Genomic DNA, 19,696 nt, shown 5'->3' with positions numbered 1-19,696 from the left:
GGTGATCCGGCGTCGTGGGTGCGAGTGACTGACCGCTCGATGACACCGCTTCCGGAAGGCGTGAACCGACCACAGACTCGGAAGCGGTCATCGCACCCGATGATTAGGACGGTAATGATTGACCCTAAGCGAACTTCAGGCAACGACAGATAGGCTTTTGGCCTGCGACATATCGTCAGCGCCAGGATGTCGCACCCGTTTCGACATCACCGGCCAGACGATCGACTGGCACTCGAGACGTCCTTGCGTCTGCGACCATCGGCGCAGAACCTCCCGGTCGCCGCCGGGATCGGCTACCCTTCTTTTCCCTCGGTCGGCGTGCCCCGGCGCACGCCACGACGACTCCCCATTTCCGCTCATCCAGGACGGCCTCTTGTCGACTTCCGCGCTGCCCCGTCGGGGCCTACTCACTCTCGTCGCGCTGCTGCTGGTCGCGCTCAACCTGCGCCCGGCACTGACCAGCGTCTCTCCGGTACTGGCGAGCCTCGCCGAGGCGCTGTCGCTCTCCCCCACCGCCCAGGGCGTGCTCACCACGCTGCCGGTGCTCTTTCTGGGGCTCGCCGCCCCGCTCGCTCCCAAACTGGTGCGCCGCTACGGGCCGGAACGCGCGGTGTTCGCGGCGATCGTGCTGCTCGCCGTCACCCTCGCCGTGCGCCCCTATCTCATCATCCCGGGGCTCGATCTGCCGGGGATCGGCAACCTGGGGCTTTTCGTCACCACGGCCATCGCCGGCGGCTGTATCGGCGTCACCGGCGTGCTGCTGCCGGGTATCGTCAAGCGCGACTTCCCCAACCGGGTCAGCGTGATGACCGGGCTCTACACCGTGGCGCTCAACCTCGGGGCCTCCGCCGCCGCGGGCACCACCGAGCCGCTGCGCCAGGCGTTCGCCTCGGTGAGCGAGGCCCCGTGGCAGCCGGCGCTGGCGTTCTGGCTGCTGCCGGCGGTGGTCGCCGCGCTACTCTGGCTGCCGCAGTTGAAGGGCACGGCGCCGGTGCGCGTCGCCGCCCGTCACGGCGCACGGCTGCGTCATGACAGGCTTGCCTGGCAGGTATCGCTGTTCATGGGGCTGCAGTCGGCGCTGGCCTATTCGGTGTTCGGCTGGCTGCCGACGATTCTGCGCGACCGGGGGCTGGACGCCGTCACCGCGGGGCTGGCGCTGTCGGTGTCGATTCTGCTGCAGGTGAGCACGGCGATTCTGGCGCCGTGGATCGGCAGCCGGATGCGGGATCAGCGCGCGGTGATCGTGGTCGTGGTATCGCTGACGCTGGCCGGACTGCTCGGCTGTCTCTTCGCGCCGATCTCGACGATCTGGGTGTGGGTGCTGGTGCTGGGTCTCGGCCAGGGCGGGACGTTCAGCATGGCGCTGACGCTGTTGGCGCTGCGCGCGCCGGATGCCACCACCGCCGCCAATCTCTCGGCGATGGCGCAGGGCATCGGCTATACGCTGGCCGCGCTGGGGCCGCTGCTGGTGGGGCTGCTGCACGACTGGAGCGGCGACTGGAACCTGGTCGGCGGGCTGCTGGCCGCCATCGCGCTCTGCGCCATCGGCGCAGGGCTGGGGGCAGGCCGAGACCGACAGGTCGCTTCGAGTCTCGGCGAAGCGTAAACAGCTCGCCTCCAGCCTGGGTGACGCCTGAACGCGTCTCGTGCCGGGGAGCGCGGCGTCGCGGTCCTCGCTCAGAAGGCGATGTCGACCACCAGGGTGTCGCTGTAGGCGCCGGGGGGCGGCGTGGTTTGGTTCGGCAGGATCTCGGCGCGGTAGGTGAAGCCCTGCGCCGTGATGCCGGTGCCAACGCCGGGGTTGATCTCGGCGCTGGTGGAGGCGCGCCGCGCACCGCCGCTGTTACCCCAGCGGTTTGGCGAGTTCACGCCCTGATAGATCTGGTAGGCGAGATAGTCGCCACCCGCCGCCATCCGTCGCTGGCTGCCGGCGGCGTGCAGGCCGTCACCGATCCCCACGCTATAGCTCTGCCCCTTGGTACAGCGCACGGAGATCGTCTGGGTGATCGGCTGGAAGCCGGCCACCAGCGGCGCACTGCCGAAGTCGACGTCCGGCGCCTGGATGAGGCAGTCCGGCGAGATCGTCAGCGTCAGGTTGATCGTGCTGGTGGCGGTTCCCTGCCTGGGGATCCCGATGCAGAGACCCGCAGCGCCGATCAGCGGACAGACTCGCCAGCTCCAGGCGACGGTGAGCGTGTCGGTGTAGGTGCCGGCAGAGAGGTTGCCCGTCGTCGCCGGCATCCGATAGCTCATCGGTACGCTCACACCGCCGCTGCCGAGCTGCAGGACGCCACTTTGATAGTAATCGTAGGTCGTGCCCGGGGTGATAGGTGTCTGACTGCTATCGCTGGGGTAGGCCGCGTAGGCAATCGTGTCCCCGGACGAATGTCGCAGCCGCATGGCGTTGGCGCTGCTGATAGTGGCCCGGATATAGAAATTGCCGGTGAGCAGGCCGATGGCTGACCCCGGGCAGCTGATCCCGGCGTTGGGCACCGCCCGAGCGCTCTGTGAGCTGATCCCGGCATTCAGCGACGCCTGGCTGCCGAAGCTGACGATCTGGCTGGGGGTGTCGAGCTGGCAGGCGCTGGCCGTCAGCGGCAGCCAGGCGAGCGTCAGCACCAGCAGCGCCAGTGCCGCGCGTCGCGCCGTTCGAATGGGCGTCATGGCGTACTCTCCTCGGGGTGGCAGATCACCGCGCCGGGCTGGTAGAGGCCGGCGACCTCGGTGTCGACCGGAATCGTCGCTACGCAGGTGCCGCCGGCCACGGTGGCCCGCACGGGCGTCGGCTCGCTCAGCGACTCGAAATAGGCGAGCCCTTCCCAACCCACCCGCGTGGTCGCGCCGTCCGGTAGCGTGACCACCGTCCCCACCGGCAGCGCCGCGCCGCTGGCGTCGACCAGCTGGACCTGCGTGGTCGTGGTGCGCACCAGCGGAAAGCGCAGCAGATAGCCGCTGCCGGAGGCGACCGAGACCTCCTGCTCCACCGAGGGCGTGCGTACGTTGATCGGTAGCGACATGGGGTTGATGGCGTACTTGTTCGGATACCAGGCGGTGCTCCAGGGCACCAGCAGATAGCCGTTGCGGTCGGTGACGCCGATGCGCTGATTCTCGTAGCGCACCGGCACCTCGGGATAGCCGTCGGTCGAGACCAGCACGAAGGCGTCGCGGATCTCGTTGGCGGCGAAGGCGTGGCCGTCCATCACCGCGAAGGCGCCGGAGAGCTGGCCGTAGGTGAGGCTCTCGTCGCCGTAGTCGTAGTAGCCGGCGGTGGCGCTCATCGCGCGCTGGCGGTAGGTCAGCTCCCCTTCGGGGCGAAGCTCGGCCTCTTCGCTGCGTCCCACACCGATGTCCCAGCCCCAGCCGCCGGCGAGCGGCGCGGCGCGGGCGTAGCGCGCCCGCTGGCGGCTGTCGCCGCGCCCGTCGTGGTAGTGCCCGAGCGAGGCGACGCCGCCGATACCGGGCAGCGACAGACTGACCTGCGCCAGCCCCGACCACGCCTCGCCCGGCTCCCGGTTGGCGGTGAGCGACAGCTGCGCGCGGTCGCTGAGCGGGCGCTGATAGGAGAGGTTCAGAAAGCGCGACTCGACGCGCGCGCCGCGAAGGTCGAAGTACCCTGCGGCAACGCTTCCCCAGGCGCCCAGCGAGCGGCTCACGGTGAGCTGAGAGCGCTGCTCCTCGCCGCCGACGATCTGCAGCGCCGTCCAGCTGGAGAGGTCGGCGAAACCGGCGCTGCGCTCTTCGTGGCGTACGCCCAGGCTGAAACGCGGCTGACGGTATTCGTAGGCGGCACTCCACGCCTCGCCACCGACGCTGCCGTCGACACCGTTACCGCCGCTTCGCTGATGCGAGAGCTCCACCACGCCCAGCTGCCACAGCCGCGCCGTCGCGCCGACGCCGCCGAGCGCCATCACCTCGGCCGCCTCGCCGTGGAGGCCGAGCGTCAGCCAGTCGGTGAGGCCCCGGCGCCAGGAGGCGTCCGCCGCTCCCGCGCCGTAGGCGAAGTCCCGCTCGGCGTAGTCTTCCCGCAGCGCGCCGACGCTCGCGCTGTAGCTCGAGAATCCCGGTCGCAGCAGATCGCTGGTGACGTAGAACGGCAGCGTCGTGACGATCTCCTGACCGTTGGCGTCACGCGTGACCAGCGTCGCCTCGCCGGCGCCGTTGAGGGTGGGAATGTCGGCAAAGGTGTACGGCCCCGGGGCGACCTCGCGCCGGTCCGCCCGGCCGCCGTTGACCAGCAGGTCCACCGTGGTCGGCACGCTGGCGCTACCGGAGAAGGCGGGAAGCGGGTAGGTGACCAGATCGGGACGCAGGGCGAAATTGCGCGACACCTGCACGCCGCCCAGACGCACGGCGCGGGTCCAGGCGAGCGGTCGCGTCACCACGTCGCCCGCCTCCCAGGCGAGCATCGAGTCCTGATCGTAGGTGCGCCAGGTGGTGTCGTAGCGAATGTAGTGATCCTCCTCCCGCCCCACGCGCGACTCCTGGTCGTGGCTGAGGCGCCCCGTGGTGCTCAGCGACCCGCCGATGCCGAAGGCTCTCACCTCGTGCCACAGCGAAGTGCGCGTCCCCTCACGCTCGGTATGGCTGGTGTAGAGGTCGTAGTTGATCAGCGCGCCGGGCGTGCTCATCGCCGGCTGGGCGGACATGGCGCGACGCGGCCCCAGCCACTGCGGTGGCAGCCAGTCGCTCGGCAGCGTCAGGCGCAGCTGCTGGGTCGCCGGGCGGTAGTCGACCTCGGTATCGGGCAGCGCCGTCAGCTCGAGCGACTCCCCGGCGTCCCGCTCCGCTTCATCCTGCCTCTCTTCGACCAGCCCTTCTTCGACCAGCCCTTCTTCGACCAGCCCTTCTTCGACCAGCCCTTCTTCGGCCAGCCCGCTTTTGGCCGCCTCCCCCGGCAGCGAGACCTCCCCTAGATCGCCTCGTGCCATCCAGAACCGATCGCCCTCACGACGCACGGGCACGATGCGCCCTGTCGTGCGTGCGTTGACGATCAGCTCGAGATAGAGCGGCTCGGCCGTGGCCGCGGTGTCGCCGCCTGGCGCGCGCTCGTTACCCGGCAGCGCCGTGGGGGGCGGTGGCAGTGTCTGGGCCATGGCCGGGAGCGTGAGCGTGAGCGTGAGCGCGCCGAGCATCCCCGCGAAAGCGAGCGCCGTGAGAGAGCGAGTCATCAAAGCCGCCGCGGGTCTCAGTTGCCATCGCGAACGAGCGTGACCGGGGCCTGCCCGTTGAGCTTGGCCGTCAGGCTGTCGATATCGACGCCGTCGGGCAGCGGCCAGCGCTGTGTGCTTTCCGGCAGTACGTAGCCGAGCAGGCCCTGGGCGATCGTCGTGTCGCCGCGGGAGCCGCTGCCGACGACCTGCGTCAGCCGCACGTGGCGCTCGCCCCGGTTGCTGATCTCGAGCTGCGTCGCGCCATTGCGGTCGACGAGGCGCCAGCGCAGATCGTCGCCCGTCTCGTCAGCGTCGGCGAGCCCCTCGCCAAGGCTGAACAGCGGCAGCGAGTAGCGCATCTGCAGATTGACGCCGGCCTTGGGCTCGTCCGTCGCACCGCGGTTCTCCAGCGTGGGAATCTCGTCGAGAATGATGCGCCAGGCCTGCTCGGTGCCCGCCGGGGTGGCCACCTGGCGTACCAGACGGACCAGATGCCGCTCGCCGCTGCCGACCTCGAGCATTGGCGGACTGGCGACCACCGACTGCTGCGCCGGGTAGCGGTTTTCGCCGTCCTGCTGCTCCCAGCCGACCACACGGACCTGCAGCCACGCCGTGCTCTCGCCGCGGTTCTCGATCCAGAGAGCGGCGGCGGGTTCGTCCGCCTCGAAGACCGGATGCACCGGCCACAGCAGCAGGCTCGCCGCCGAGGCGCTCGTCGAAAGCGCCGCCAGCGCCATCCCGAGGATGGCGAACACGAGACGTCGAGGATGAATGCGCCCCGGCGCGCGCCGGGCGATAGCAGGGATCTTCGGCATCGTTACCACTCCAGCGTGACCGTCAGTCGGTCAGTGTAGGTCCCGGCGGCGGCGCTCTCCGGTAGCGTCAGCCGCCCGTAGAGCGGCAGCGTGACGCGGGAGACGCCGGTACCCAGCACGAACGACATCGGCTGGTCGATATCCAGACGCCGGCCCAGGCCAGCGTCGGCGAAGAGGGCGTAGGCCAGCCGCCCGCCGCCCTCGTGGGTCAGGTAGCGCGCCCCGCCGCTGGGATTGAGGCCGCCGCCGACGCGCATCGTCAGTGCCAGGCCGGGCGTGCACTCGAGGCTCACGCCGCCGGTCTGGACCACGGCGCTGGTGAGGGTCGCCTCCGAGAGCGCCGATGCGGTGCCGAAATCCAGCCGGCCGAGCGGGGCTGCCCCGCCCGCCGCCGCGCCGATCAGACAGCCCTCGGTCACCCGCGCGGCGACCTGAAACGACTGCTGCGGCGTCTGCGCCAGCGCGCCAGGCGCCATCAGCGCAGTGGCGAGTGTGACGAGCGCGACCCGCGCCGCGCCCGGGGTCATGAAAGCCATGAGCGCCCGACCGAGCGCGAGCGCCGGGCGGGCGCTCGGTCTCAAAACGAGAGGACGACGTTCAGGGTGTCGTTGTAGGTGCCCGGGGTCAGGCCGTCACGCCCCACGGCACGGCCGTAGAGACTCAGAGTCTGCGGATTGACGCCGTCGGGGGTTCCGGCGAGCGGCAGGTCCTGACCCAGAGTGATCTGCTGAGTGTGATCGGCGTCGGTATAGAGCGAATAGGGCACGAAGCTGGTGCCGTTGCTGAGCGCGTGAACGTTGCCCGCATCGGACTCTTCGTCGTAGCTGCCGCCGCTGATCGCCACCGACGGCGTGGTCTCCGGCGAACAGATCACGCTGATCGCGCTGCCGTCGCTCTGCACTTCACTGCTGGTGTCCTCGAAGAGCGTGGTCTGGGTGCCGAAATCGAGCAGACCGAAGTCGAGCCCGCTGGTCTCCTCGATGCCGTTGATACGACATGCCGCGGTGAGTTCGAGGGTGACGTCGATCGTCCCCGTCACGCTCTGGCCCGCCGCTTGCGCCAGGGCCTGGGAGGAAACGCTGGCCGCCATTACCGTGGCGAGTGCGATGCCGAGATACCGTTGAGTGGTCATTGCCGTGAACTCCTGGAGTGCAGTTGGCAGAGGCCGGCATCTCGGATGCGAACGCATCGGTCGACGGTCGGCGTGGCAGGTCTTGCAGTTCTCGTCGCTCGATCTCGCGCCACCACCCTGAGCATCGGCGTGACGGTTCGATCGACGGCACTGCGTCGACGTGAAACAACGTGACTTTAAACTGGGTTAATTTTGAAACGAGTTAATCTTGAACTGGATTAACTTTGACCTACGTTAACTTTCAACCCGCCGCTGGTGACTACGCTGATTAGTAACCGCTAAAATACTTAATCGGCTAAACACTCATCGACGGCCAGAATGACACTTCTTCGCTTCTTTTGACCCGATAGACGCACGATAGTGGGCCGATCGCCGAGATTGAGACTGATGGCAGGCCAATGGCCGGGGTGGATGGCGGCAATCTAGCACCGCATTCCCGCATTAAAAACAATTGGAATAGCCTTTAAAAGCGCTATTTCGCGCGATTGACAATCACTCTTCTCATACTTTTTCGGTAAGTCCTTAATTATCCTGCGGCTTGGGCGATTTAGTAGCAGGTTAATTAAGCATAATTAACCTTATTCCAGGACCCATCGACCGAAAGACGACGTCGAATTGCCGTCGACGTCGCTCACGCTTGCGGACGTCCATCGGCATCCGGCAGGGGGACGCGAGGTGGCGCCGACCGCGCCATGTCACCGAAGCGCACCGACGCACGACAGCGCGTCAGCGCATGGGCATGGGCATGAGTCGGATCGCCGACGCGCAGGGTGGCGTCGACGAGAAAACGCCCCGCCAGTGGGGCCGGTAAAGACAGGAACGGCAGGCAGCTAGCGGCTAGCCCCGACCCGCTGTCGGAAGACAGGGCGTAGGGCGCGGGCATAGAGAAAGACAGCAGCGGTTCGAGACAACCGGACGAGCGCCACGACGGCCGCGTGTGGCGCTCGCTCGGTTGGTTGTGTGGCTGGCTGGTTGGTTAGGTGTCAGGCGCTCAGCCGCGCCTCGCCCCAGCTGCGCCGCAGATAGCCCAGCACCGTCTCCAGCTCGGCGTCGGGAACGGCGGCCAGAATACCCCCTTCCTGCGGGTCGAGGTGGAAGATGTAGAGGCGCGAGGCGAACTGCACGAAGGGCAGCGAGGCTTCGCCGAAGCGTTCGCCGTTGCCCTCGGTGCCGACGAGGACGCCGTCGCCCCAGTCCTGACCGCTGTCGTTGTTGGGGTTGAAGAAGTAGATCCGCATGACGTCGTCGGGGCCGAGGGCGGCACGCAGTATGGTGATGGCGTGCCAGCCGACGAAGCGCCCGGCGCTGTCGGTGGCCGCGATGCCCGCCGGCTGCGGATGCACCAGCGGCTGGTTGCCGTTGTAGAGCGGGTGATAGGCCGCGTAGAAGTGGCGGTAGAACGTTTCCGGGTCGTCGATGTTGCCGGTAGCGACGTTCACGCTGATGTGAAAGCCGCGGCCCGCCCACCAGCCGTGAAACTCGGGGTTGATCCAGCGGTGCGGGTCGCCCTCGCGCTCGCTGCAGCGTCGACCCATCTCGGCGTAGATACGGTCGAGATGCGGTACGACCAGCAGCGACACCGGGTCGAGATCCAGCGTCATGTTCGCGGCGAGACCGGCCCCCGTATCCGTCGAGGAGATCGGGCTCCCCTCGAAGGACATCACGATCTCGTCGTCCCGCGCCGCCCACGCCACCATCTGCAGCAGGTAGTCCGGGTCGTTGTAAGCCCACATCGACAGCGCCCGCGCCGACTGGCAGGTCGGGTTGTTGCCCTGCCCCACACCGAAGGGCAGCCCCAGCATGCCGAGCACGCCGGAGAGGAGGAAGGCCTGTGGCGTGGCGCCCTCGCCGTAGGCGAGCCGCAGCCGCTGACAGGCGAAGTCGCTCAGCGGCAGCGCGAGCTGACGCCAGAGCGCCGGGGCCAAAGGCGGCTGATAGAGGATGCCGCGCTCGAGCAGCAGCGCCAGCCCGTAGACCCCCTGCGGCGCCGCCGGGCTCGCCACGCCATCGATCAGCGCGCGGACCAGCTGGTGGTAGCAGAGCAGACAGTCGCGTCCGGTGGTCGAGAGCCCCAGCGCTTCGCTGATCAGGTGGTCGCCGTGATCGAGCAGATGGCGCAGCAGCACCGGGTGATAGGCCGATACCAGCCCGGTATCGTGCATCGCCCGCGCCATGCCGGTGGCTTCCTGCTGCAGTCCCAGGGTATCCATCGCCGCCAGCCGCTCGGCGTAGACCGCCACGCCCGGGTCCTCGCGGCACGCCTGGGTCGGGCCGAAGAGACTGCTGACCAGCCTTGCCGCTCCTTGGCCGCTGGCGCCGAGATCAATCGCCGGATCGGCCTGGCAGAGTGCGATCTGGGTGATCATCTCGGCGATGGGCGCGGTCAGCAGGGGGCGCTGTGCCAGCAGCCGCCAGATCTCGTCGACCATGGTGTCGACGATGAACTCGTAGCCCACGCGCTCGGCGAGATACTGACACAGCGCCCGCGGTACCTCGGCCAGGCGCCCCTGGGTCTCGCGCTCGGCTTCGCCGCCCATGCCGAACAGCCGCGAGAGGTTCAGCGCCAGCACCTGGGTCAGGTAGTGATGCGCCTGCTCGGCGGCGATCAGCGGATGAACGTACGCGCCTTTCGCCACCGCCATCAGCCGCAGCTCGCTGAGCGACTCGATGACCACGGTGTCGGCGTGCGCGCTGCCCAGCGCCTGCGGTGTCAGCGTCGGCAGCAGGCGCTGCGGCTCGGCCCAGTCGGAGCCCGCGAACACCCCGGCGCGCTCGAGAGTCGGCGTGCGTGCCTCCAGCGCGGCACAGCCGCCGGGTTCGAGCATCACGCGCCGGGCGCTGTCGAAGAGTCGAGTCAGGCGGTTCGCCCGCCCGACGCTGGGGGCGTGCTCGAGCGTCTCGAGCGCACCGTCGAGCTGCACGAGCAGCCCGTCCAATCGCGACTTCACGGTCGCGTCATCCGTTTGCGACGACATCACGCTCTCCTGGGGCCGTGATCCGGCACCGCCCGACGGGCGGCGTCCGGCTGATCGGCCACTGCTGGCCGCTCAAGCGTATTGCCACTCAAACCCGGAAATCCATTCACACCCGGAAATCCATTCAAACCGAAAAGTCGGTTCAAACGTAGAAATCCAGCGACTCCTGGTGCTTGAGCAGATCGCGCAGCTGGTGCGGGTCGTCGCCGAAGAAGAACATCAGCCCCCAGTGGGTGCCGAACGCGGTGCGCTTGGTCACCGTCGCCTCCAGCGGCGCCGTCAGCTCGTGAAAGTCGAAGTAGGGGTGCTGCTCGGTCTCGGCGGGAATCTCCAGCCGGCTGACCACGCGCTTGCGCGGATAGACGCCGAAGCAGCCGGCGTGGCCCTTGGCACCGGTGACCTCTTCCGGGAAGAACGCCTCGACTTCCTCGGCGGTGGCCTTGGGGTCGAAGACCAGCATCGAGGCCTGATAGGCGTTGAAACCGTAGGCGCGCTCGATCAGCTCGAACGCCTTGAAGCCCGGCGGGCGGTAAGCGACCTCGCCGAAGTACATGGTGCCATCAGAGGTCACGAAGTACTCGGGATGAATCTGACCGAAGCGAATATCGAAGGTGTGGATCAGAAGCTCGATCTGGCGGGTGATCTGCTCACGGTAGCGCTCGAGCTCCGGCGTTGCCGGGACGAACACCGAGTAGCCCAGCGTCACGTATTCGGAAATGTTGAGAAACTGGATCTTGCCGTCCCAGACCCACGCCTCCACCGCGAACTCCCAGCCGTCGAGATGGCTCTCCATCAGCAGCGGATACTCGCTGTCGGAAATCTGCTCGATCTCGTCCGGCGAACGAATCACCCGGTGGCCGAGACAGCCCGCCTTGTCGAAAGCCTTGAGGTGGATCGGGTCGTCCGGGTCGCCGTCGAGCTTGAGCAGGGTCTGGTTCACGCGTTTGAAAAAGCGCACCACGTCGCTCTTCTCGTGGGCCTCTTCGAATATGCCCACGCGGATGCCGCCGAGCTGGGCGCGGCGCTTCATCAGCGCCTTGTCGCGAAAGAGGACCGCCTGACCGTGCAGCCGCGGGTTCTGCATCAGCACCGAGTTGATCGCCCCGGCCCACTCCACCGTCTCCTCGTAGAGCGGTACCGCGGCGTCGACACCCATGTCGCGCAGCGTCTCGGCGATCTCCATGGAACGATCGTTGAGGCGCTCGAAATCCCAGGAGAGATAGGGGATCGAGTGCTCTTTGCAGTACTCCTCGGCCCAGGGCGGCGCGACGACGACGTAGCGCCGATCGAAGTTCTCGGCCGCTTCCACGGCGCCCAGGCTCCAGCCCAGCAGAGCGATGTAACCTTTATCGGGATTCTTGTTCATGTAATACCTCACGGAGTGACGAATGAACGCGCGTCGTCGCTCCAGTGTAGTCGGCCACCCGGCTCGAGTCAGACGCAACTGCGTATTTTGCGACGAATTCCTGACAAATGCCGGCACAATCGGCACAGAAAAATGGTCGGCAATTCAGGCGTTTCCGATGGTGAATCCCGCAGCGCCAACGGCGAAACGCCCTCGCCCCGGTGCTACCCTTGAGCCTCACGCATTCTTGAGCCTCACGCACCCGGGAGCGACCCATGCCTGCCAGAGCCATTACCCTCGATCAGCAGCAGCGACTCATCGAGATCGTGCGCGACGCGGCGAAGACCGAGATCCTGCCGCGCTTTCGCAATCTCTCCGAAGAGGCGATTCGCTCGAAGAGCGCGCCGGACGATCTGGTCACCGATGCCGACCAGGGCGCCGAGCGCATGATGACCGCGGCGATCCACGAGTGGCTGCCGGAGGCCACGGTGATCGGCGAGGAAGCGGTGGCGGACGGCAGCGCCTCGCTCGAGGCCATCGCCGGCGCCGAACTCGCGCTGATCATCGACCCGGTCGACGGCACCTGGAACTTCGCCCGCGGGCTCAACCAGTTCGGCGTGATTCTGGCGGCAACGAGCTTCGGCGAAACGATCTTCGGGCTGCTCTACGACCCGATGGCGGACGACTGGATCGTCGCCCGTCGCGGCGAAGGCGCCTGGTTCGGCCGCCCCGACGGCACCGAGCGCCGCCTCGAAGTCGCCCAGACCGGGTCGTTCGACGCCATGGTCGGCTCCACCTCGATTCGGCTCTTCCCCAAGCCGCAGCAGTATCAGCTCGCGGCGACCTTCCCCGACTTTCAGCGCATGATGGCCTTCGGCTGCGCCTGTCACGAGTACCGCACCATGGCGTTCGGCTTCGTCGACTTCATGCTCACCGGCAAGCTGATGCCGTGGGATCACGCCGCGGGGCTGATGATCCACGCCGAGGCCGGCGGCTACTCGGCGCTGCTCGACGGCACGCCGTACCGGCCGACGATTCATCAGGGCACGGTGCTCGCCGCCGGCTCGCGGGCGCACTGGGAACAGCTGCGGGAGAAGTTTGCGTTCCTGATCTGAGGCGAGCCGCGGTCGACACCGGTCAGCGAGGTCGAACGCCAAGTCTCGACGACGAGCTCGACACGAAAAAAACCGGCGCCGAGGAGGCGCCGGTTTTCTTTTTCTCATCGATAGAACCTGTCATCGATGAAACCTGCCATCGATAGAACGCGTCATCGGTCACAACGGGCCGTCGAGAACAACCCGCTGCCGATCAAGCCACGATCCCTCAGACCGGGTTACGGAATGATCTTCTCGGCGCGCAGGCGATCGAACAGGTCGAAGAAGGCGCCGCGCGTCTCGCGGAAGTGATCGAAGCCGAAGTCGCGGCACTTGGTGGTGTCGTTGACGCACTCCTGATCGCGACCGAGGTCGGCGTCGGTGTGCCACCAGGAGGCGAGCTTGTCGACGTCCGGCTCGACCAGGTCGTGCTTCTCGGCGATCTCGCGCCAGGTGGACTCCGCACCGGCCATCTGGTTTTCCAGCGGCTGCATCGTCTCCGGGTCGTCCGAGGCTTCGGGGCCCTGGACCGCTAGACCGAAGTACTCGCCGATCTCCTGCCACATCCGGCGCCAGCGGAAGACGTCACCGTTGACGGTGTTGAACGCCTGGTTGGCGGCGCCCGGCGTGGTCGCGGCCCACTCCATCTGGCGGGCCAGTACCAGCGCATCGGTCATGTCGGTGAGCGCGTTCCACTGCGTCTGCGAGCCGGGATAGACGAACGGCTGGCCGGTCTCCTTACAGATCGAGGCGTAGACGGCGAGCGTGGTGCCCATGTTCATGGCGTTGCCGCGGGCGTAACCGATCACGGTGTGCGGACGGTGCACGTTCCAGGCGAAACCCTGGCGCTCGGCGGCCGCGAACAGCTCGTCTTCCAGCGCGTAGTAGAAGTTGTCACCGGGAACGCGCGGCTCGGATTCACGGAACGGCGTCTCGATGCGCCCGCTGCCGTAGGCCTCGAACGAACCCAGGTACTGCTTGGTTCCGGTGACCAGCGAGGCGTGCTCCACCGGCGCCGACTCGAGCCCGGCGAACAGGTTGCGCATCATCTGGCTGTTCGCTTCGACGTTGGCCTTCTCGTTGTCGCGGCGAATCCAGGTGCAGTAGAACACGTGGGTGATCGGCAGCCCGGCGAGCGCCTGCTCGGTGGCGGGCTTGTCGAGCAGATCCGCGGCGACCGGAATCACCCCGCTCTGTTCGGTGGCGCGGCGCGAGAGCCCGTAGACCGTCCAGCCGCTGGCCACCAGATAGGACGCCAGATTGCCGCCGGTGATGCCAGTGGCGCCGACGACGAGTGCAGTGCCTTTACGCATGATCACTTCTCCTGTCGAGGGATGCTCTGTCGAGAGATGAATGAGCCACTCGGTGAACGCCGAGTCGATGCCAGCAGTCTGGTAGCGCATTCAAGTTGCTACAATCGAAAGCCTCACAAATCTTCATTGCACGGGGCGCAACTCGATGTCGCTCGATACGCTGGATCTCAACGCGCTACGCACCTTCGAGCGGGTCGCCGCCACCGGCAGTTTCACCGCCGCGGCCCACCACTTTCACCGCGCAGTCTCCTCCATTTCGCGCCAGATCGGTGCGCTGGAGAGCGCACTCGGCCAGCCGCTGCTCTACCGGCATACCCGCGCGGTCAGCCTCACCGAGGCGGGGGAGCGCTACTACGACGAAGTGCGCGAGATCCTCGAGCGGCTCGATCTCGCGACAGAGGCGCTGGCGTCGCCGGACACCGAGCCCCGCGGCGCGCTGCGGATCAACGCCCCCGTGGCTTTCGGCCAGCATCAAATCGTGCCGCTGCTCAATCGCTTCCAGCGCCAGCACTCGGGCATCACCGCCGAGCTGCAGCTGAGCGACCGCGTCGTCGATCCGGTACGCGAAGGGCACGACATCACCTTTCGGGTCGGCGATCTCGCGGACTCTTCGCTGGTGGCGCGCCGGCTCGCTCCCATGAACTACGTGGTCGCCGCGGCGCCGGACTATCTTCGAGCGCACGGCGAACCCGCGAGTCCGGAGGCGCTCGCCGAGCACAACTGCCTGCTCTATCAGGGCGAGATGGGCCGCCAGCGCTGGTACTTCCAGGCATCGACGCAGCCGGCGGCGACGCCCTTCGACGTCACCGGCAACTTCTACAGCAACGACGCCGGCAGCCTGCTGCGGGCCGCCCTCATGGGCCAAGGCGTAGTGCTGTTTCCCACCTGGCTCGTCAGTGACGCGCTCGCCCGGGGCGAACTGACCCCGTTGCTGGAAGCGTGGCGCAGCGAGGTCGTCCCCGGACGCCGAGATCTCCACGTGCTGACCACCGAGCGGCGGCTGCGAACGCGCAAGGTGCGGGCCTTCGTCGACTATCTGCAGACCGTGCTGTCGCCCGTCCCCGCCTGGGATCGCTGGCGTGAGGCCCGCGAGCCACCTCCGAACGAGTGACGCGCATCCAGGCGATAGAAGAAGCTCATTGGCGATCGGCCCGCCGACGTTCTGAACTCACTGCGGTATCGTTCACCCCCTTCCCCACGACAGGAGCGCAACAGCATGTCACTCGACAAAGTTCTCTACCGTGCCAACGCCACTGCCACCGGCGGCCGCGACGGTCGTGCTACCGCCGACAATGGCGCCTTCGATCTCGAACTCTCCACGCCCAAGGAGCTCGGCGGCGCCGGCGGTGAGGGCACCAACCCGGAGCAGCTCTTCGCCGCCGGCTACTCGGCCTGCTTCATCGGCGCGCTGAAACTGGTGGCCTCGAAAGAGAACGCCAAGCTGCCCGACGACACCCGGATTCAGGGCGAAGTCGGCATCGGCCCCCAGGGTGACGCCTTCGGCATCCAGGCGGCGCTGACGGTGAAGCTGCCGGGCATGGATCGCGAGCAGGCCGAGGCGCTGGTCGAGAAGGCGCATCAGGTCTGCCCCTACTCCAACGCCACCCGCGGCAATATCGACGTGACCCTTAACGTCGAGGTGTAAAAACCGCCGGTACCGGCGTCCGCCGCGCACGAATCGCGGCGGACGCCTGATTTTCCCTTCCCGCGACGGCGTCGATTCGGGTGCTAATATCACCCTCCTCTCTCGACTGCATCCGGACCGTCCCCCGTGACCACCCCCACGTCTTCCACCGCCCGCCCGACCCCGTGGCCAACCATCGTCTTGCTGGCGATGACCGCTTTCTGCGCGTCGGCGACGCAGCGCATTCTCGACCCGATGCTGCCGCGGCTCGCGGAGGTCTACACCACCACGCTTGCCGCCGCCTCCTGGACCATCACCGCCTTCGCCATCGTCTACGGCTGCCTGCAGCTGGTGCTGGGGCCGAGCGGCGACCGCTACGGCAAGCTGCGGGTGATCTCGCTGTTCTCGATGGTGGCCGCGGTAGCGAGCCTGCTCTGCGCGCTGTCGGGGAGTCTTGCGACGCTGATCGCGGCGCGCATGCTGGCGGGCGTGGGCTGTGCGGCGGTGATTCCGCTGGCGATGGCGTGGATCGGCGACAACGTGCCCTACGAACAGCGGCAGGCAGTGCTGGCGCGTTTTCTGATCGGCCAGATCGCCGGTCTCGCCTGCGGTCAGACCTTCGGCGGTCTGGCCGCCGAGCAGAGCTGGTGGCAGTGGCCGTTTCTCGCCTACACGCTGCTCTTCGCCCTCGCCGGGAGTCTGCTGTGGCTGCGTGCCGGGCGTCGGGAGCGCCCTGAGCGCCGCGAGCGGGAGGCGCTCACCGTCAGCCTGCGCCATGTGCTGACCCAGCCCTGGCCGCGGGTGGTGCTGATCAGCGTGTTCTGCGAGGGGGCGGCGGTCTTCTGCGGCTTCGCCTTCGTCGCCAGCCACCTGCACCTCGCCGGCGGCCTGCCGCTGGCCGAGGCGGGGCTGATTCTCTCGGCCTTCGCCCTCGGCGGTTTGAGCTTCGCCCTGCTGGCGCGTCAGCTCGTGCCCCGGCTCGGCGAGAGCGGCCTGTGTCGGCTGGGGGCGGTGCTGATCTCGCTGGCGCTAATGGCGATCTGCCTGCGCCCCACGCCGCTGGTCGCGGTGATCGGCTGCTACGGCTTCGGGCTGGGGTTCTACATGCTGCACAACACGCTGCAGACCACCGCGACCCAGATGGCGCCCGAGCGGCGCGGGGCGGCGGTGTCGCTGTTCGCCACGGCCTTTTTCACCGGCCAGTCGCTCGGGACCGGCGTCGGCGGCGCGATCATCGCGCTCTACGGTACCGCGCCGACGCTCATCATCGCCGCCCTCGGCGTGCTGCCGGTGGGCTTCGCCTTCGCCTGGCAGATTCGTCGCCGCGACCGCCAGACGCTGCCCGGCTGAGCGCCGGGGGTGACGTTTTCTGCGGCAAGCGGCGGTCAGGTTTTCTACGCTCAGAGGCGCATCCGCGTTGAGCGCATCATCGCTTGTTCGCCTCAGCGCTTATTCGCCTCACAGTCAGGGAGGACCGCATGCGTCTCTATATCTACGATCACTGCCCGTTCAGCGCCAGCGCGCGAATGATCTTCGGGCTGCGCGACGTGCCCGTCGACGTGCAGACCTTGCTGTTCGACGATGTCGAAACGCCGACGCGACTGGTGGGCGAGAAGGCCGTCCCCATTCTCGAGTTCGACGACGGCGGTACGCTCGCCGACAGCCAGGCGATCGTGCGCGGCATCGATGCCGAGGCCGAAGGCGTCAAGGTGATGGACGGCCCGCGCAACCCGGACATCGAGCGCTGGGTGAGCGCCGCCAGCGGCACGATCGCCGCGCTTTTCGCCCCACGCGCGGCCGAGGCGCCGCTGGGCGAGCTCGCCACCCCGGAGGCGGCGCAGCAGTTTCGCGACAAGCACGCCGAGATGCTGGGCGACCTCGACGCGCTGCGCGAGCGCACGCCAGAGCTGCTCAACGACCTCACCCGCTGGCTCGACGAGCTGGAGCCGCTGATCCAGTCGCCGGAGGCGGTCAATCAGGTGCTCTCGCTGGATGACATCGCGCTCTACCCGGTGCTGCGTCACCTCTCGCTGGTCGAGGGCGTGAAGTATCCCGAGACGGTAGACGCCTACCGCCGCGCCATGGCGAAGCTCTCTCGCGTGCCGCTGCATGACGAGCCGATCGAAGCCACCTGACCGCGAAGCGCTCGTCGGTTCCCATCATCCCGCGGACGGGCGGCCCCTGAGCCGTAGTGGCCGCCGTTCGCCCCTCGCTTCCCGGCAGGACACCCCATGCCCGATTCCGCTCGCCTCGCTACCCCCGCCGACGTGCTCGCTTTCTGGTTCGAGGAGCTCGCGCCCAAGCAGTGGTTCAAGAAGGACCCGGCGCTCGATCGAACCATCGCCGAGCGCTTCGGCGATACGCTGGCGGCGGCCGGCCGCGGCGAGTGCCAGGCCTGGCGCATCGGCGCCGAAGGCAGGGTGGCGGAGATCCTCGTGCTCGATCAGTTCTCGCGCAACGTCTACCGCGATACGCCCGCGGCGTTCGCCCAGGACCCGCTGGCGCTTTCGCTCGCCAAGGCGCTGATCGACCGCGGCGGGGATGCGCGGTTACCCACCCCGCGGCGCGTGTTCGCCTACATGCCGTTCATGCACAGCGAAACGCTCGCCGATCACGACCGCGCGCTCGAGCTGTTCGCCCAGCCGGGCATGGAGAAGGAGTTGCGCTACGAGCAGCGCCACCGCGAGATTCTCGAGCGCTTCGGCCGCTACCCGCACCGCAACGCGATCATCGATCGCGAATCGACCCCGGCAGAGGTCGAATTTCTCCGTCAGCCGGGGTCGTCGTTCTAGCGTTGGCGGTCGGGGTCTAGCGCGCTCCGGCCGTATCCGGCGCTCGATCGGGTCAGTGGACGATGAATCCGACGCAGGCCGCGGTGGCGAGGCCCATCACCACGTTGAAGATTCGCCACGCCCGCGGCGTGGTCAGCAGCCGGCCGATCGCCATGCCGAAGCCCGCCCAGAACGAGATGCAGAAAAACGCCACCCCCTCCATGACCAGCGCCAGGACCGTGGCGTTGAGGAGGAGCGGCCCTTCATGGGGCAGAAAGCCCGCCACCAGCGCGATGCCCATGACCCATACCTTCGGGTTGACGAACTGGAAGGCCGCCGCCTGCCAGGCCGTCAGTGGCCGCGCCCCTTCGCGCGCGGCAAGATCCGGCGGCGGCGCGCTGGCGATCTTCCACGCCAGGTAGAGCAGATAGACCGCGCCCACCACCTTGAGACTCTGCTGGATCAGCGGATAGCGCTCGAACAGCGCACCCAGGCCGAGGGCGACGCTCAGGAAGAGCACGAAGCCGCCGGCCATGATGCCGAAGATGTGCGGCAGGGTACGCCGATAGCCGTAGAGCGCGCCGGAGGCGGTGAGCATCACATTGTTAGGCCCCGGGGAGCCGGTCATCGATGCGGCGAAGAGGGTCAGCGACAACCACCAGGCGAGCGAGGTCATGATTGCTCCTCCGGCGTCTCGTCCCACACCAGCGTGACCCGGCGATTGCGCGCACCGCGATTCTTGATACTTGCCACGCGTAGCGCACCGACCTCCACGGTCGAGGCAACATGGGTGCCGCCACAGGGCTGATAGTCGACGTCGCCGATGCGCACCATGCGGATCTCGCCGGCGCCGCGGGGCGGTGCCACCGACATCGTTCTCACCAGCGCCGGGCTGGCGTCGAGCTCGGCGTCGCTGATCCACTCGCTGAAGACCGGATGGTCGGCATCGACCAGCGCGGTGAGCTGCGCCGCGACCTCGGCCTTGTCGAGCGTCACCTCGCCCAGGTCGAAATCCAGTCGCCCGCGCTCGGCGCCGATGCTGCCGCCGGTGACCCCGTGGGGTATCGCCACCGCCAGCAGGTGCAGCGCGGTGTGCATGCGCATGTGGGCGTAGCGCCGCGACCAGTCGAGGCGCTGGGTGACGACGTCACCCACGGCGAGGCCGTGATCGGCAGCGAGATGGTGATGCACCGCGCCCGCCTCCCCCTTGCGGGTATCCTCGACCGGTATCTCGCGGCCATCGGCGGTGACGAAGACGCCGCTGTCGCCGGGCTGACCGCCGCCGTGGGGGTAGAAGATCGTGCTGTCGGTGACCACCACGCCGTCGCTACCCACCGCCGTGACGGTGGCGGTCTGCTCGTGAGCGTAGGGGCTGTCGCGAAATGCCAGCGTGGTGGACATCGAATCGTCTCCTGAAAATCGATAGAGGCAGCGGACAGGTGACGACCCCGTAATTGTATGCATACAATAGTGGCAT

General features: G+C 67.8%; 17 protein-coding genes. 7 read left to right on the top strand and 10 right to left on the bottom strand.

The window, feature by feature from the left end; genetic code table 11:
* The first annotated feature begins 373 nt into the window (after positions 1–373).
* The gene (locus DOM33_RS13635) at positions 374–1,606 is read left to right on the top strand and encodes a CynX/NimT family MFS transporter (RefSeq protein WP_239495368.1); all 1,233 of its coding nucleotides are present in this window, start codon (positions 374–376) and stop codon (positions 1,604–1,606) included.
* A gap of 71 nt (positions 1,607–1,677) precedes the next feature.
* Here DOM33_RS13635 and DOM33_RS13630 read toward each other — a convergent pair whose 3' ends face one another.
* The 7 genes from DOM33_RS13630 to DOM33_RS13600 form a co-directional block, all read right to left on the bottom strand.
* Complete coding sequence (locus DOM33_RS13630; RefSeq protein ID WP_110669850.1) at positions 1,678–2,664, bottom strand: Csu type fimbrial protein; 987 nt, start codon at positions 2,662–2,664, stop codon at positions 1,678–1,680.
* Positions 2,661–5,168, bottom strand: coding sequence for a fimbria/pilus outer membrane usher protein (locus tag DOM33_RS13625; RefSeq protein ID WP_110669848.1), 2,508 nt, complete (start codon positions 5,166–5,168; stop codon positions 2,661–2,663). The genes DOM33_RS13630 and DOM33_RS13625 overlap by 4 nt, the downstream gene beginning before the upstream one ends.
* 17 nt (positions 5,169–5,185) lie before the next feature.
* Positions 5,186–5,965, bottom strand: a complete 780-nt coding sequence (locus tag DOM33_RS13620) for a fimbrial biogenesis chaperone (RefSeq protein ID WP_110669846.1) — start codon at positions 5,963–5,965, stop codon at positions 5,186–5,188.
* Positions 5,966–5,967: 2 nt separating this feature from the next.
* Positions 5,968–6,501 carry a Csu type fimbrial protein gene (locus tag DOM33_RS13615; RefSeq protein WP_162617977.1) on the bottom strand — a complete coding sequence of 178 codons (534 nt, stop codon included), beginning with the start codon at positions 6,499–6,501 and terminating at the stop codon, positions 5,968–5,970.
* A 41-nt stretch (positions 6,502–6,542) separates the two neighbouring features.
* Positions 6,543–7,097 carry a Csu type fimbrial protein gene (locus tag DOM33_RS13610; protein WP_162617976.1) on the bottom strand — a complete coding sequence of 185 codons (555 nt, stop codon included), beginning with the start codon at positions 7,095–7,097 and terminating at the stop codon, positions 6,543–6,545.
* A 983-nt stretch (positions 7,098–8,080) separates the two neighbouring features.
* Positions 8,081–10,072 (bottom strand): hypothetical protein, encoded by a 1,992-nt coding sequence (locus tag DOM33_RS13605; protein ID WP_110669840.1) that lies wholly within the window; start codon positions 10,070–10,072, stop codon positions 8,081–8,083.
* Between the two features lie 142 nt (positions 10,073–10,214).
* Positions 10,215–11,438, bottom strand: a complete 1,224-nt coding sequence (locus tag DOM33_RS13600; protein ID WP_110669839.1) for an ATP-grasp domain-containing protein — start codon at positions 11,436–11,438, stop codon at positions 10,215–10,217.
* Positions 11,439–11,692: 254 nt separating this feature from the next.
* Here DOM33_RS13600 and DOM33_RS13595 point away from each other — a divergent pair, with 254 nt between their 5' ends.
* Positions 11,693–12,532, top strand: coding sequence for an inositol monophosphatase family protein (locus DOM33_RS13595; protein WP_110669837.1), 840 nt, complete (start codon positions 11,693–11,695; stop codon positions 12,530–12,532).
* Positions 12,533–12,750: 218 nt separating this feature from the next.
* Here DOM33_RS13595 and DOM33_RS13590 read toward each other — a convergent pair whose 3' ends face one another.
* Positions 12,751–13,824 (bottom strand): SDR family oxidoreductase, encoded by a 1,074-nt coding sequence (locus DOM33_RS13590; protein ID WP_110670314.1) that lies wholly within the window; start codon positions 13,822–13,824, stop codon positions 12,751–12,753.
* A gap of 145 nt (positions 13,825–13,969) precedes the next feature.
* On the opposite strand from DOM33_RS13590, the gene DOM33_RS13585 reads away from it, so the two are divergent.
* From DOM33_RS13585 to DOM33_RS13565, 5 genes are all read left to right on the top strand, one after another.
* Complete coding sequence (locus DOM33_RS13585; protein ID WP_338053858.1) at positions 13,970–14,935, top strand: LysR family transcriptional regulator; 966 nt, start codon at positions 13,970–13,972, stop codon at positions 14,933–14,935.
* 105 nt (positions 14,936–15,040) lie between these two features.
* Positions 15,041–15,469, top strand: coding sequence for an organic hydroperoxide resistance protein (locus tag DOM33_RS13580; RefSeq protein WP_110669835.1), 429 nt, complete (start codon positions 15,041–15,043; stop codon positions 15,467–15,469).
* A 126-nt stretch (positions 15,470–15,595) separates the two neighbouring features.
* Positions 15,596–16,798, top strand: coding sequence for an MFS transporter (locus DOM33_RS13575; protein ID WP_162617975.1), 1,203 nt, complete (start codon positions 15,596–15,598; stop codon positions 16,796–16,798).
* A 128-nt stretch (positions 16,799–16,926) separates the two neighbouring features.
* Positions 16,927–17,583, top strand: coding sequence for a glutaredoxin 2 (gene grxB, locus DOM33_RS13570; protein ID WP_110669831.1), 657 nt, complete (start codon positions 16,927–16,929; stop codon positions 17,581–17,583).
* A 96-nt stretch (positions 17,584–17,679) separates the two neighbouring features.
* The gene (locus tag DOM33_RS13565) at positions 17,680–18,240 is read left to right on the top strand and encodes a DUF924 family protein (protein ID WP_110669829.1); all 561 of its coding nucleotides are present in this window, start codon (positions 17,680–17,682) and stop codon (positions 18,238–18,240) included.
* 52 nt (positions 18,241–18,292) lie between these two features.
* Here DOM33_RS13565 and DOM33_RS13560 read toward each other — a convergent pair whose 3' ends face one another.
* Together DOM33_RS13560 and DOM33_RS13555 are read right to left on the bottom strand one after the other, a co-directional pair.
* Positions 18,293–18,895 carry a LysE family translocator gene (locus DOM33_RS13560; protein ID WP_110669827.1) on the bottom strand — a complete coding sequence of 201 codons (603 nt, stop codon included), beginning with the start codon at positions 18,893–18,895 and terminating at the stop codon, positions 18,293–18,295.
* Complete coding sequence (locus tag DOM33_RS13555) at positions 18,892–19,620, bottom strand: alanyl-tRNA editing protein (RefSeq protein ID WP_110669826.1); 729 nt, start codon at positions 19,618–19,620, stop codon at positions 18,892–18,894. The genes DOM33_RS13560 and DOM33_RS13555 overlap by 4 nt, the downstream gene beginning before the upstream one ends.
* Between the last annotated feature and the right edge of the window lie 76 nt (positions 19,621–19,696).

This window comes from Salinicola halophilus, assembly GCF_003206155.1.
Classification (GTDB): Bacteria; Pseudomonadota; Gammaproteobacteria; order Pseudomonadales; family Halomonadaceae; genus Salinicola; species Salinicola halophilus.
The sequence above is the reverse complement of the archived record's forward strand: the minus strand, read 5'-3'. Positions and strand labels throughout refer to the sequence as shown.